The sequence below is a fragment of the Sphingobacterium puteale genome (assembly GCF_003627955.1).
GTDB classification, from domain to species: domain Bacteria; phylum Bacteroidota; class Bacteroidia; order Sphingobacteriales; family Sphingobacteriaceae; genus Sphingobacterium; species Sphingobacterium puteale.
Window position 1 is genome coordinate 584,239 of the sequence record NZ_RBWS01000001.1, and the last position, 15,392, is coordinate 599,630.

Here is a 15,392-nt window from a genome sequence, read left to right on the forward strand (position 1 = left end):
CAAAATGGATTTTAGGCAAAAATATTGGTTTATATATTTCTTTTATCAAATATAGCATAAAAACGCATACATTAAAACAAAAAATAGTTTTAAAACGCACAATAACGAAAAAAGCCGAATAAATAGGATTTATTCGGCTTAATAACGTATAAAAAATAATCTACGGCACTTGATTTAGTTTCAGATCAACTAAACACCCCCTCAACGCATGCATAAATTTATCCCCGGGATCATCTTTTCCTGTAATATATTTTGGATCAGTTTCCTTCCACCAGGAAGTTCTTTTAAAGCGTTGGTATTCATGATGACCGATTACATACTCGATAGGATACTTTTTGCTCAGGTAACGAATAAGCTCTTCATTTGCTTTCAACTGCGCATCAGTCAATGGATTCTGACGGCTGCCGATATTTTCGATACCGATCGCACAATAGTTGAGACCAATGGTATGTCGGGCAAAAATTGTATCGGGTAAAAATTGATAAATCGTTCCATCGCGATCGATAACGAATTGAGAGGAGACATTCAGCGCACTGGCTTTAGTCAACTCAGGTCTTCCTGGCAATTTCACGGGATTAAACGTATTAAAAGTTGCTTTTACACTATTGTTTGCTGTCCAATGCACCACCACCATCTTAGGCTGTATCGTTGGTACCACCTGACTTAGCCCATGTCTATTTTTCAAATAATCTAGGGACAACTGTATACGCTCCTGATTCCATGTGATAGGCTTTTGAACAATCTTGGGTGATTGGGCGAAAAGAGACAATGACCAAAACAATTGTCCCAATAAAACTATTTTCCTCATAAATAACCAAATATAATAAAGATCTTGTTTTATGTTATAACAATGCGTTTATAAAGCGAAAAAGGGGGTCTCCCCCCCTTTTTTATTCTTTAACATTGAACCATAAAGGTGTAAGTAAACGATATTTTTCGGTATTATTTCCCACCGCATCCGGATTCCTTGTCTGTTCGTTATTTTCATAAACCATCGCTTGGATCCATTGGTTTTGATTATTTACGTCAAAAATTGTCGCGTTTAAATTCGCTGGTCTTTTTAAACTTGGCCCATAAACAGCAGAACTATAGTCCATCCTTCTCATGTCAACCCAAGTTTCAGGGTTCAAACAAAGTGAAATATATTTCTGTCTCATAATATGGCTTAATCCCCCATCGACTGTACTAAAATGTTGAGAAAGACCATCTGCTACTTGAGCATTCCAGTAGTTAGAAATATCAGATGCAGAAACTCCCAATTTTCGCATATTGGACTTGACACCCTCTTCATAAGAAACCAATGCACCATTAGAGTCCCCTTTTCTCAACTTTGCTTCCGCTTCAATTAGCTTTACCTCAGAATAGGTAATGAAACCAAAAGGGGATGTAGTACTTGTATAATACCCACTTTTACTAAACCTTCCATAATCCTCCGGTTTCACCTTAGTTTTATCACCTTGAGTACCGTCAGCAAGAACCCCTTGGCCATTGGCTATAAAATCACCAGCCCCAGGGCCTCTATATTTTCCGTCGGATGCAGCTCCCTTCATTATTTTACCTATTCGGGGGTCTTCATACAACTTATTAGAGACAGGAAACGCTGTTAACATATTTACAAAGAATTGTGTCCAAGCGAAATACCGTGGATTCGCTTCGCTCTCAAATCCACCCCAGCTCGACCATGGATTCTCATCAATCAATTGACCTCCACTTAAATAGGGAAATTCTGCATCCATACCATCTCCATTAAATCCTTTGGCACAAGCAGCTATAATTTCATCAGCATCGTAGATAGAAGATTTTTTACTGAGATGATTATAATATCTTGCTTTCAATGACCATGCAAACTTAATCCATTTTGACACATCTCCATGATACAATAAATCACCTTTTTTCGCGTCCAAGCCTCTCTTATTATTGGGATTCTCAAGAGCAGCAATAGCCTCATCAAGAAGCTTTTGAATGCGCTCATAAACCTCTTTTTGTGTATTGAATTTAGGCTTTAATACAACTTGATCTTTACCATTATAATAATCATCTACTACAATATTGCCATACTGGCTCGTCAGCAGCCCAAAATTTAATGCTAACAATATTTTTCCTACACCCACAAAATGAGGGTTCCCTTCTTCTTCGCCTAAATTAATTATATCTACACAATTAGGCATTGTATTCACATAGGCATTTTGCCACAGAAAGTAAGAAGCCGTAAATCTCCAATTTGTCGCAGCGTACCCTCCAGAACTTGCAGTTTGCAGCCCCCCGTATTGCATAACCCCTGCCAACTCCCTCGTCCCCCGCCATTGAGCAGCCCCGCTTGAGGTTGTTATTGCACCAGCCAAACGACTGGCAGCCTCTACTCTAGCAGGATTATTTGGATCTTCATTGACATCCAAATACTTACTACATGATGAGAATCCCATCCCAACTGTAATTATGCAAAAAATGCTATATTTTTTTAATCTATTTTTCATAAGCTTTAAAAGGAAAATTTCAACCCTAAATCAATACCTCTTGTCGCGGGGACACCAAGGTTATCAAAACCAAATGAACCGGATCCACCAACTCCCGCACCACTACCTGAGACCTCAGGATCGACGCCTGAATAATCTGTGAATAATAATAAATTTCTTCCTGTCAATGTAAATTGCAAATTCTGCAACCTAAGCTTCTTCGCCAATGAAGATGGAGCTTTATAATTTAAGCTAACGTAACGCAAACGAACCCAACTACCATCCTCAACAAAATTTTTGGAATTTTTTGCATATAAGGTCTGATAATAATCTTGATTCAATGGAATCGTCAAACCATTAACTTGTCCAGTAGATTCTATAACCCCTGGTATCACCATATTATCACGATTTTGCGTTAAAGGGCTCAAACCAGAGTTCACGAGAGTATAAGCCGTTGCATTAAAAACATCACCGCCTTGACGGAAATCCCACATAAAAGATAAACCAAAATCTCTATACTTAAATGTATTTGTAATTCCTGCTATCCAATCGGGATTACGGTCACCGACCAACTGCATAGAAGATGCAATTTGAGGACGACCATTATTATCTAATAAATACTGCCCCTGATCATTCGTTTTCCAAACATTACCATTTATGCCAAAGACTGTACCATTCAAAAACGCGGCAGCCTGCGCAGCATTATCCGTCACCCAAGCATCCGACAACTCTACGCGATCCAAACTACCGGGTAAATTCAAAACTTTAGCTCTATTTGCGCTAAAATTTAGATCAAACGACCATTGAAAATTTTCTTTCTTTATTGCCTGAATATTGATGATACCTTCCCATCCCTTGTTTTCTATTGCTCCACCATTGAGGTAAGCAAGAAATGAGCCTGAAGACGGCGGTGTCCTTGTACCTAAAATCTGATCATCAGACTTCGTTTTATACCACGTCACATCAAGTCCCACACGATTATTTATAAATCTCAAATCTGCGCCTACTTCATAAGAATTTGTGAACTCCGGTTTCAGATTAGGATTGCCAAAATAATCGGTAATATTCGTGATGAATCCCCTAGGATTTATTGTAAAATCATTTATATAAGTACCCAAAGTCGTTCGTAAAACGTGAGCAGGAGCATCTTTACCAACCTGTGCCCAGGCTCCGCGCACCTTTGCATAAGATAAAATCCCTGTAGATTCACTCTCGTAAATTTCTTTAACAAGGTCAGTTAGCACAACAGATGTACTAATAGAGGGATAAAAGAACGAATTATTCGACTTTGGCAGTGTTGACGACCAATCGTTCCGTCCTCTAAAATTCAAATAAACTATATTCTTCCAATCCATGTTTAAATCTCCAAATACCCCCATTATTCTTCTCCTGTTAATGGACTTGGAAACCGTACGATCAGCTTGAATGCTATTATTAATTCCGACAAAATCTGGATCAATAAAATTAATAGCCGTTGAAGTAGTTGTTTGTCTATAAGTGGACTCCAAATTATGTCCTACAGTCAAATTAAAGTTAAAATCACCATAGCTACGCTTCGCATTTGCTAAAAACGTTGATGTCGTAATTTGATTATTAGCTGTCGATTCAGCCAAATAACCTGTTACACTTGTTTGGGAAGTAGGAGCAGTAACACTCTGGAAATTCTCTGTATAATAATCTGTACCTATACGATAAGTTAAATTCAACCAGCTTAATGGATCATATGAAATATCACCAACTGCCATAAAACGATTCACTTTATTCGTTATTGGTTTCTTATTTATTGTCCAATAAGCATTATCTACAGCACCGTCCGAATTCTGACTTAATAATTTTTGGGTTCCATCAACATTGACATAATCTTTCATATCAACATTCAACGGCCAATATATTGCCCCCATAACACCATTAGCACTGCCCTGAGAAAAATATGTTCTTCCAGAATTTATATAGTTCATATTCGCCCCGATTTTCAAGTTATCGAAAATCTTGTGATCGGCATTTAAGCGGAATGATTTTCTGTCGAAATCCATATTTTTGACAATTCCATTCTGATCCAGTAAAGAAGCAGAAGCATAAAAAGATGACCTTTCTGTACTTCCCCCTGCTGTCAAATCGTGCACTTGAGAAACTGATGTTTGAAAGAATTCACCTAAATTATCATAAATCTTATCTGATTGATCAAATTTCGGCCCCCAAGACAAATAGCTTTGAGGGTCATATTTGCCTTGTAATCCCTGTTTATATATCGACTGTAATTTGGGTAACCTATTTACATTATCAATCGAAAAAGTTGTCCCGTAAGTTATTAAACCTTTTCCTGAGGATCCTTTTTTTGTTGTAATTACAACAGCTCCACTAGCCGCTCTTATACCATAAAGAGCTGCTGCTGCTGGTCCTTTTAATACAGAAATACTTGCGATATCTTCGGGATTAATATCTACCCCGCGATTAGAAGCTGGCGCAGTACCAGCCCCCAACCCACCCTGAGAGACTGGAGTAGTATTATCAATAGGTATCCCATCCACAACAAATAAAGGCTGATTATTACCACTTAACGAGCTCCCTCCACGAATCATAATATTTGCTGAGGCACCAGGTGATCCGCCTGAATTTGTAACTTGCACACCCGCCACCTTACCCTGAATGGCGTTAACGACATTTGCTTGATTAGATTCAGAGATCTCTTTCGAGCTTACATTTTGAACCGCAAAACCAAGACTTCTAGCTTGCTGCTTAATCCCCATCGCTGTCACAACTACCTCCTCAAGAGCTTCCTCGCTACCAGCAAGAGAAACATTGATTGTAGCATCCGCCCCCACGAGTTGCTGTTTTTCTTTAGAGCCAACAGCCCTAAAGATCAAAACATCTCCAGGATCGGCTTTAATCGTAAAACTTCCATCTGGATTAGTTTGTGTGCTGATAGGTTTACCTTTGATGCTGACAGTAACATTTGCCATAGACCCACCATCTGAGGCATTCGTCACCTTACCTGAAATCGTCTTGGTCTGTGCCCATAAACTGGTAGATAGCATCACTCCTGAACAGAATAAGAGTAATTTTTTATTCATGGTATTTAGTTAGTTGTTAATAACTGATCATAACGGGAGGTTCCAGCCCGAGGTTTACACCAATTATAATACAATACTATAAAAACTGAAGTATTTATGCAAGTTTATGCGCAATTATTTAAAAAAGAAATAAAAATAAAAATACAAACGCACGATTCGACACAAAAAGACCACCAATCCGATTATAAAAGCGTTACAAAAACGCACATTTAAACAAAATTTGACACCTAATCAATTTAACAACAACAATCTGTGCAATTGACCTCGCTAAAATAGCGCAATATTCCATGCAAAATGCCAGCATCCGCTAAAATACTAACCAAACAGCAAAAAAAATAAAAAAATAGATTTGAGACTTAGAAAGCTGGCAACACAACATACACAAGGGGGCTACCAAAGAAAACCACTAAAACGCCCTCTTCTGATCAGGTTTGTCAGTTTCTCGATTTTCCATTCATCTCACCAATACTACCATTCATAAGGCTTGGATTTAAAAACTACACGCAGCAATGCAATGTCCTATAACATTAACAATGGCACAGAAAAGACAACAAATGGATATAGGATCAGTATGAGGACTTTCGCATAAGTAAAGGCATTCCCAATCCGATCACATCTTCTACGTTTGACATTGATACGAAGAATGGGACATTTTTTCTCACATGGGAATATGATGCAGCTATTGCTTCACAGTACAGCTGCAATACAAGCAGCTGTTAGGTAATTCTGTATAATGCCGAAGAAATCTTAATCAGCAATTTCTTCACAAATGAAAGCTATAATAGCCTAAAGTACAAGTCACGGTCTGTCGATTTACGCAAAACCCAACAAGTTGGGATGTATCACATTTATGTATTTTTTTATAAGACAGATGGAAGCAACGAATGCACAGAAACTAAATATATCGGGGCCTTTGAATGGTAGAAGAAAATGACCTAATGCGCCAGGCTAATCTTCACATCATAATGCTTTTTAATATAAGCCTGTTGCTCGGCGGAATCTGTCTCCAAATCATGAATAGCACGATCACGCTCTTTATCTACTTCCATCTTGACCACACAGCGATAAAATCGAAACACATCCTTTTCCGTCTCCAGGATCAACCGGGGCACACGGGCAGGTTTACCCGTTTCATCTTTAGCGACCATGGTAAAATAAGAGGAGTTGCAATGCTTTGTTTCACCGGTTTGGATATTCATTGCCTCCACTCGAATCCCCACTTCCATCGACGAATTGCCAACGTAATTAACGGATGCAATTAACGTGACCAGCTCCCCTACCTCGATCGGCTTCAAAAAATCGACTTTGCCCACTGAAGCTGTTACGCAATAATGTGCAGAAAATTTAGAGGCTACCGCAAAAGCGATTTGATCCATCAAAGACAAAATATAACCTCCATGAATCTTTCCCCCGAAATTAGCGTTGGAGGGCAACATCAGCTGTGAAATTCGGATAACTGAGTCACTAACGGTTTTATAGATCTCTTCCATATCCCTAAATTTACCCCGGACAGATCGAAATTCAAAACAAAATCACTGTGTTTTAGCAAACACCAACATTTGTGATCTAAAAAAGACAAATACGTTCCGCCATTCGGCATAGAAGCACATGTCAGACGAATCAGATGATCCGATAAGATATAAAAAAGCAAAAGGGATATCCGAAATGTCAGATACCCCTTTTCCAAATAGTACAAAAAACTCTTTATTTAATTTTTTCAGCAATATAAGGACTTTCATTGCTCAAACGGTCGATCGCTTTAACCGCAACATATTGCAATTTTTTATTATTCAATACCATCGGAACATCTTTCGTTGTTACACCCGGTTCCAGAATTTCATACGTCCATTGCCCACCATAGTTCAGATACAACACCCATTTTGCAACCTGATCGACTTGCTGATGCTGCCATTTCAAGAACATATTATTTCCTTGTGGCGTCAGTAGCAAAGTCGGCTTCAACAAAGGGTTTGCATTGAGCCATGGACTTGTCGGAACCAAAGCTTTAGCTTGATAAGGTCCATCCACCAGCGCCTGGGTCATCGCCGGATTTTTGTTCAGTCCGGCCAAACTCCAATGAATCACACCATTGCGGTTATCCGGCAGAATATTACGTGCCACCGCGACCTGATTGACAATCTCCTGCACATATTCCGGTCCGCGCCTTCCGACTGTATTGATACCCGGCCAAAGATGACGGCCCATTGTATTTTCACTTTCCCACCATTTCAACAAAGCCGTATAGCTTTGTTTTGCCGGCTGGATAGGCCAATAAAGCTGTGGCGCAAAATAATCAATCCAGCCTTTGTTCAACCATAGTTTAGCATCTGCATATAACATATCGTATTGACTTGAACCTTGTATACCTGCAGGATAACCAGGTTTCCAGATTCCAAACGGACTGATACCGAATTTCACAAAGTTTTTTTCCCTTTTGATATTCTTGTAGATCCGCTCAATAAAGGTATTCACACTGTTTCTTCTAAAATCACCACGTGACAGGGTACCACCATTGCGTTTAAACTCATTATAGCTGTCCGAATCCGGAAAATCCTGTCCACCATTGTATTCAGCATAGGGATAGAAATAATCGTCAAAATGTACCCCATCAATATCATAACGTTTAACGATGTCCATCACGACACGTTCGGCATGATCTTGTGTCGATTGTTTGGACGGGTCAAACCAGTAATAGCCCTGTTTTAACTTTACAACGGATTCTGGCATCTTACGGGCCATCGAAGCCGAAGTCACTGCCCCACCAGCAGTATGGTGCGCACGATAAGGATTTAGCCAAACATGAAGCTCAATTCCTCGTTTGTGCGCCTGTTCAACCCAGAATTCAAGAGGATCATAATAGGGTGAGGGTGCCTGCCCCTGCGTTCCCGTCAAAAAATACGACCATGGCTCAAGATCGCTCTTATAAAAGGCATCTGCCGAAGGACGTACCTGAAAGATCACCGCATTGAAATTATTATTCCTCAAAAAATCCAGAATACCAATTGCTTCCTGCTGTTGTTCTGCGGTGCTGAGATTATTTTTGCTCGGCCAGTTGATATTGGCAACTGAAGCTACCCAAGCCGCACGAAACTCACGGGGCACAGGTGGAAGATCAACAACGACATCCTTCTTTTTTTCAACCGCAGGCTGTTCTTTTGTCTCTATCGTATTTTTCATCCGCTCTCGCTTCGGAACCGAAGGGGGATCTTTTTTTACAATTTCAACGTTGGTGTTCGTATTTACAGGTTCTTGCTTTTTATTTTTCTTGGATGAACAAGAAGACAAAAGAAAGAGTGCCGTAGTTAAAAATAATAAGGAACGTTTCATCAAGCTATAGAATATTATGTTTTTTTTCAAACTAACCCCAAAACTAAGCTAAATTTCAATAGAAAAGAAATTTAGCCGTCGCCCATCCGCTTTAAGAAGATATTTCTATCGGATGAAAAGAGGAAGCATAGATTTCATTGTCAGATTACAAAGCATTCCGATTCAATTTACGAAGCCATGCTATCTGGAAACTCGTGCTATTCGGCGATCAATAACGTAGTTCCCCTTTAAAGATTACATGTTTCAGCCTGAAGTCATCCGTAAATACGATGACATTAGCCATGCTTCCCGCATTTAAATTCCCGATATCACTTCTCTGTAATAGCTTAGCCGGATAAGTCGTAGACATCCGGATTGCCTCATCCAGTGGAATTCCAACCTGTTCCACACAGTTTCTGATTCCTTCAAACATGGAAATTGCGGCCCCTGAAATGGTTCCGTCCGGCAAGGCGTAATAGCCATCATTCAATACATGCTGATAGATCCCCTTACTGCATGCCGCCACAGCATCCGTAATCATAAATAGACGCTCACCCATCTGCCGTTTGGCAATTTTCACGGCTTCAAAGCTGACATGATGCCCATCGACAATGATGCTCGCGCAAGCACTTTTATGATTAAAAATAGCGCCGACCAAACCTACTTCGCGATGATGCAGCGGTGACATGGCATTGAAGAGGTGTGTACTCGTTGGAATTCCCGAGTCGTAACCATGTGTTCCCTCCTCGAAAGTAGCATTACTATGCCCGGCACTGAGGAGCAGCTGGTAACCTTGCAAATACGCCAGCACCTCGTCCGAAATACATTCAGGGGCAATCGTCATCATCCTGACAACTTTATTTCCCTGCAGCAGATCTTCGATCCTTTCCTTCGTAGGCGCTATAATCAGTTCTTCGGGATGAGCGCCACGTTTTTTTGCATTCAGAAAAGGCCCTTCGAGATGCAATCCTAAAAATGCATCGTGGTGATAGTTCTCGGCAACGCGAATGGCTTCTTTGAATACCGGAATTGTATTTGTTGCCAAAGTCATCATATAGGAAGTGGTCCCCTTATCGATCAGTCCGTTGGAGATTCGTTCCAATGCCTCCACACTAAGTTCGGCAGAATAGAGATCCTCTCCATCACCATACAATTGCAAGTCGACCAATCCGGCACAAACATTGGCCCCTTTGACATCAAGCAGCTGATATCCCTCTGGAAGATCCTGCTCATCGACGATCCCTACAATTTTTCCTTCATCCAAAAGCAATGCTTTATGCGCTATAATTTCAGTTCCGGTATAAATCCTACCGCCGATCAATGCTGTTTTTTTCATCAAAAATTAGTATAAGTTAAGCTGTTTGACACACCAATTTTGGTTTGTCGTCCTCACTCAAAGCCTGATATCACTTTCCGATCCGGAACAGGTTTCTCTCTGTTTCGGTCCTATACATTCAGGCATTGCTGAACGTAAAAGCTTGCAGCGTACGCTTCCTTTGCTAAAGTTAGGGTTTGTCTTTACGCTATCCCAAAATTTTTACTTTTTTAATTTTAACTTTTTAATTTACTGTTGTAACTTAGTTCCATGTACTTTTTCAGAAAGCGCAATGCCGATCGCCCCACAAATGGCAGCATTAAAGCCATGCATATCATTAATGCAACGGCTGTTATTGTCTTTTTATTGGGGTTGATCTATAAAATATTTTTTTCATCCTAAACTAGTAACCATGTCAAAAAAAGAGATTTTCAATACAGACAAAGCTCCTGCGGCAATAGGCCCCTATAATCAAGCAATTAAAGCAGGTAATACCCTTTATGTTTCCGGACAGATTCCACTTGTTCCAGAGACGATGGAACTGGTATCTTCCGGCGTAAAAGATGAGGCACATCAGGTATTGAAAAATGTGGAAGCCATTTTAACACATGCTGGATATACCTTTCAGGACGTCGTCAAGGCCTCCATCTTTTTAAGTGACATGGGCAACTTTAGCCTCGTTAATGATGTTTATGCCGAATATTTCAAAGAAGCACAACCGGCGCGTGAGTGCGTGGCGGTGAAGACATTACCAAAGAATGTCAATGTCGAGATTTCGGTGATCGCCTGGAAAGATTAATCCGTGGAAAATAACAACGAAACTGTAAGCCGCGGAAAATATCTTTTCGCGGCTTTTTTGGCTCCCTTCATTTGGGGATTCATGTCCATTCCCGTTCGGTGGATACGGGAATACCCTGCCGAGGATATTCTCTATTTTAGGATCGTAACGGCTCTGGCCGCACTTTGGCTCTATCTCCTGCTTTTCCAACGGGAGACGCTGCGCTTGGATATTCTTAAATTCAGGGAGCTCTCAAAAAAGGGCAAAATTCGGCAGACCGGCCTTACCGTGCTCGCCTCGCTTTTGATCTTCGGCAACTGGTTCACCTATATTTATGCCGTCAACCACATCAGCATCCAGTCCGCAGCTCTGGCTTATCTGACTTGCCCTTTGATTACAGCGGCAGCAGCCTACTTCATCTTAAAAGAAGAACTGCGCCCGATTCAGAAGATGGCTCTCCTCATTGCATTTGGCAGTGTCTGCCTATTAGCCAAAGGATCGCTGCATGATGTTCTATGGGCAGCGACCATCGCCACCTGTTATGCCTTCTATCTTATCGTACAGCGCGTGTCTACGGGTTTTAACAAACTCAATCAGTTAGTTGTCCAATTGACAATCTGTGCACTATTTGTTATACCCAAACTGATCTATAATCATCATGAGATCCCCACAGATCCTGTCTTTTGGGGTACAATAATACTGATTGCAGTTATATTTACCATTATCCCACTATTTCTGAGTATGTACGCCTTGATTGGTATTTCCTCTACCACCACAGGTGTATTGCTATACATCAATCCAATCATTGCCTTCACCTTGGCAGCAACCTATTTTCAGGAGCCTGTTCCCTTCATCAAATATCTGGCGTATGGAATTATACTGATGGCCATCGTCCTTTTCAATAGTATCAATTTCCGCCAGACCAGGAAAAATTAAAGTAAATTTTAACCAAGGATCAACTACACCCGGAATTAAATTATTATAAATAATCTGGCTTATCACCATTAATTGCAATGGTAATAAGCCAGATTATTCACTTTTCCTTTCAAAGGAGGATACATTTCCAGCAAGGAACAAAAAATGACAAAACACATTCGTCTCACAGACAACAACTTACAAAACAACTCTTCACATTTGTATCAACTTTGTTTACCAAAATTTTTGATTTTTCATCAACAGTAGTAAATTAGTGCACAATTTAAGGGGAATCACACCTCCTTTTGCTCCTATCACTTCTGTATTGAATAGCATACCATAATCACTGATTTTGCTTTCCATTCATATTCAATACATTTTTCCTAACCGACATGCTAAATGGAATTAGCCCATTACTGCGGAAAATAACTTCTGTTATGAAAATATGTATATAAAAAACTGAATATAACACATATACTATATGAATAACAAATTATACACTACACTAAGGATGCTGAGTATTGTTCCGACAATGCTTTTTTCAGCATCTTTACTCCATGCACAAAGCAACCAAGTGAAAGGGACGGTTGTTGACGCTAAATCAAAAGCTCCACTTGTGGGTGCTACAATCAAAGTTTTAGGTACCTCAACAGCCAGTTCTACAGACAGCAAAGGGGCATTTCAGATCAATGTTGACGATAAAAATCGTGTCCTGAATATCAGCACGATTGGTTACGAAAATAAAACCGTTACACTCGGACCGGGTGAAACCACCGTTACAGTAAGTCTGGATGAGCAGACGCAACAGCTAGAAAGTGTTGTTGTCACCGCACTCGGTATCAGCCGCGCACAGAAATCATTGACTTACTCTACCCAACAGGTCAACGGGGATGAACTGAACAAGGTAAAAAGCACCAACTTGGCCAACAACCTAAACGGTAAGGTAGCGGGTGTCAATATCGCTTCCAGTTCTTCGGGCCCGGGAGGTTCGGCAAAAGTCGTTTTACGTGGTAACAAATCCGCCTCCGGTAACAACCAGGTACTTTATGTTGTCGACGGTGTTCCGATCAATAACCAAACCTTGGCAACACAACCGGGAAATATTTTTGGTGGAGAGCGCGATGGCGGGGATCCAATTGCTCTGATCAATCCTGAAGATGTAGAAAATATTTCCGTGCTAAAAGGTGCCTCCGCAGCAGCATTATACGGTAGCCAAGCCGCTAATGGTGTCATTTTGATTACCACCAAATCTGGAAAACAGGGGCGTACAGTTGTCAACTTCTCTTCAAGTGCACAAATTGAACAACCCGTATCATTACCCAAGTTCCAAAACCAATATGGACAGGGAACAGGTGGAAAAAACGATAATACCAGCGTCTCAAGCTGGGGAGGCAAAACTGATGGGACCAATTATGACAATACAGGCCAGTTTTTCCGTACAGGAAGTAATTTCACAAACTCGCTGACACTATCTGGCGGTAACGAAAAAAATCAAACTTATTTTTCTTATGCCAATACCCTAGCTAAGGGAATAGTACCCGAAAACGATCTGATGCGTCATAATTTCAATCTGAAAGAAAGCGCAAAGTTTTTTGATGATAAACTGACTGTGGAAGGAAGTGCCAATTATATTACACAAAAACTGGATAATGCACCCACATCCGGATTTTATTACAACCCTATAGTTGGTTTATATTTACTGCCGAGAAATCTAGATATCGCTAACTACAAACAATTTGAAACCTTCAATAGCAGCCGGAATCTTTACGACCAAAATTGGTATACGCTGGTTGATGATCAAACGACGCAACAAAATCCATGGTGGGTGGTCAATAGAAACCCAAACAGTTCAAAAAGGAATAGGCTTCTGTTAAATGGTAGCGCAAAATACCAAATTGCCCCCTGGATCAGTGTACAGGCGCGGGGAAGTGTTGACCGCACAAGTGAGGTCTGGGACAGAAAAGCATATGCCGGCACGCAGAGTATCCTGGCACGACCAAATGGCGGCTACAACTATACCAATACAACGATCACACAACAATATGGAGATTTGATCGCCAACATGAATTTCCATGTTAACGACAAATTTCAGATTACAGGACTTGTCGGAACGAGTATCACCGACTGGAAAACAGAAGGTGTCAATTATACGAGCGGAACTGCGGGGCTGGAGTATCCCAATCAGTTCATTATCCAGAACTCCAAAACACCAACACCAACAGGTCTCTCCAATAACCGCAGACAATTACAGTCGGTATTTGCAAGCACAAACTTGTCTTACGATCAATGGCTCTACCTTGACCTAACAGCCCGTAATGACTGGTCCAGTACCTTAGCATTCACCGACACAAAATCTTTCTTCTATCCATCTGTTGGTCTGGGCGTAGTACTGAATGATAAATTGAATATGCCTGAATTTATCAATATGGCGAAAGTACGTGGATCTTATGCTATAGTAGGTAATGATCTCCCGCCATACACTACACTGTTGACAAATTCATTGGGTCCCTATGCTGTATTGACTTTAAATGACATCTCTTTTCTTAAAAGTCTAAAACCTGAGAAAACGCATTCATTAGAAATTGGTACGGAATGGCGTATGTGGAACAACCGCTTGAATGTAGATGTGACTTACTACAAAACGAACACAAAAAATCAATTCTTTAAGATTGCAGCGAATCAAGCCTCTCTTTATAACCAATATGCAATCAATGCCGGAGACATTCAAAACCAAGGGGTCGAGGCATTGGTATCATTGGATGCGATTAAAAACGATAATTTCACCTGGAATACCAGCCTGAATTTTACGTATAATAAAAACAAGATTGTTAAACTCGATGATCGTGTAAGCGAGTTTGCCCTTACAGGGGACGGGCTTTTTGGTAACTATGCATCAAAATTTAAGGTTGGTGGATCTTTTGGAGATATTTATGGTTTAGATTTCGTGAAAGATGACCAAGGGCGGATCCTTGTTGACGCTGCAGGTAAACCGCAGACAACCTCACAATATGTTAAACTTGGAAATTCAAATCCAATTTGGCAAATGGGCTGGAACAATACCTTTAGCTATAAAAACTTCAATCTAAGTTTCCTTATTGATGGTAAATTTGATTATGAGGTCATGTCCGTAACACAGGCTTTACTTGATGGATATGGCGTATCAAAAGCGACTGGTGATGCTCGGGCAAATGGGCACGTTGCCATCAACGGCGTTACAACCGCAGGAGCTGCTGTAACTTCCGTAGATCCACAAGCCTGGTATGAATCTACCGGCGGTATGTCTCCTGTGAGCAGCCAGTATATCTACGATGGTACTGTCGTACGTTTACGTGAACTGACTGTAGGCTACGACTTCAATATCAAAGATAGCTTCTTCAAAAAACTTCGTGTCAATGCTGTAGGAAGGAACTTATTCTATATTACCAAAAAAGCGCCTTTCGATCCTGAAGTAACCATGTCCACAGGCAACTCATTAAGTGGTGTTGACATCTTTATGATGCCTGCAACACGCAACTACGGCCTTACATTAAATGCAACTTTTTAAGAATACAGAC

The 15,392-nt window shown here is 40.6% G+C and carries 10 protein-coding genes; 4 read left to right on the forward strand and 6 right to left on the reverse strand.

What is annotated here, in order from left to right; translation table 11 throughout:
• Positions 1 to 160: 160 nt before the first annotated feature.
• From D7322_RS02140 to nagA, 6 genes are all read right to left on the reverse strand, one after another.
• Complete coding sequence (locus D7322_RS02140; RefSeq protein ID WP_121120850.1) at positions 161 to 808, reverse strand: peptidoglycan recognition protein family protein; 648 nt, start codon at positions 806 to 808, stop codon at positions 161 to 163.
• Between the two features lie 82 nt (positions 809 to 890).
• Complete coding sequence (locus D7322_RS02145; RefSeq protein ID WP_121120852.1) at positions 891 to 2,474, reverse strand: SusD/RagB family nutrient-binding outer membrane lipoprotein; 1,584 nt, start codon at positions 2,472 to 2,474, stop codon at positions 891 to 893.
• A gap of 5 nt (positions 2,475 to 2,479) precedes the next feature.
• Positions 2,480 to 5,524 (reverse strand): SusC/RagA family TonB-linked outer membrane protein, encoded by a 3,045-nt coding sequence (locus D7322_RS02150; protein ID WP_121120854.1) that lies wholly within the window; start codon positions 5,522 to 5,524, stop codon positions 2,480 to 2,482.
• 935 nt (positions 5,525 to 6,459) lie between these two features.
• A complete protein-coding gene (locus tag D7322_RS02155) occupies positions 6,460 to 7,014 on the reverse strand; it encodes an acyl-CoA thioesterase (protein ID WP_121120856.1) in 555 nt (184 codons plus the stop codon).
• 214 nt (positions 7,015 to 7,228) lie between these two features.
• On the reverse strand, positions 7,229 to 8,851 hold the full coding sequence (locus D7322_RS02165; protein ID WP_121120860.1) for a glycoside hydrolase family 10 protein: 1,623 nt from the start codon (positions 8,849 to 8,851) through the stop codon (positions 7,229 to 7,231).
• Between the two features lie 208 nt (positions 8,852 to 9,059).
• Entirely contained in the window at positions 9,060 to 10,166 is a 1,107-nt protein-coding gene (gene nagA, locus D7322_RS02170; protein WP_245971229.1) for an N-acetylglucosamine-6-phosphate deacetylase, read from the reverse strand.
• A 249-nt stretch (positions 10,167 to 10,415) separates the two neighbouring features.
• Between nagA and D7322_RS29170 the strand changes: the two genes are divergently transcribed.
• From D7322_RS29170 to D7322_RS02185, 4 genes are all read left to right on the forward strand, one after another.
• Complete coding sequence (locus D7322_RS29170) at positions 10,416 to 10,547, forward strand: DUF6728 family protein (protein WP_317125717.1); 132 nt, start codon at positions 10,416 to 10,418, stop codon at positions 10,545 to 10,547.
• A gap of 10 nt (positions 10,548 to 10,557) precedes the next feature.
• Positions 10,558 to 10,944: a RidA family protein gene (locus D7322_RS02175; protein ID WP_121120864.1), complete on the forward strand. Its 387-nt coding sequence runs from the start codon at positions 10,558 to 10,560 to the stop codon at positions 10,942 to 10,944.
• Positions 10,945 to 10,947: 3 nt separating this feature from the next.
• A complete protein-coding gene (locus D7322_RS02180) occupies positions 10,948 to 11,859 on the forward strand; it encodes an EamA family transporter (protein WP_245971230.1) in 912 nt (303 codons plus the stop codon).
• A gap of 460 nt (positions 11,860 to 12,319) precedes the next feature.
• Entirely contained in the window at positions 12,320 to 15,382 is a 3,063-nt protein-coding gene (locus tag D7322_RS02185; protein WP_121120866.1) for a SusC/RagA family TonB-linked outer membrane protein, read from the forward strand.
• Positions 15,383 to 15,392 lie beyond the last annotated feature (10 nt).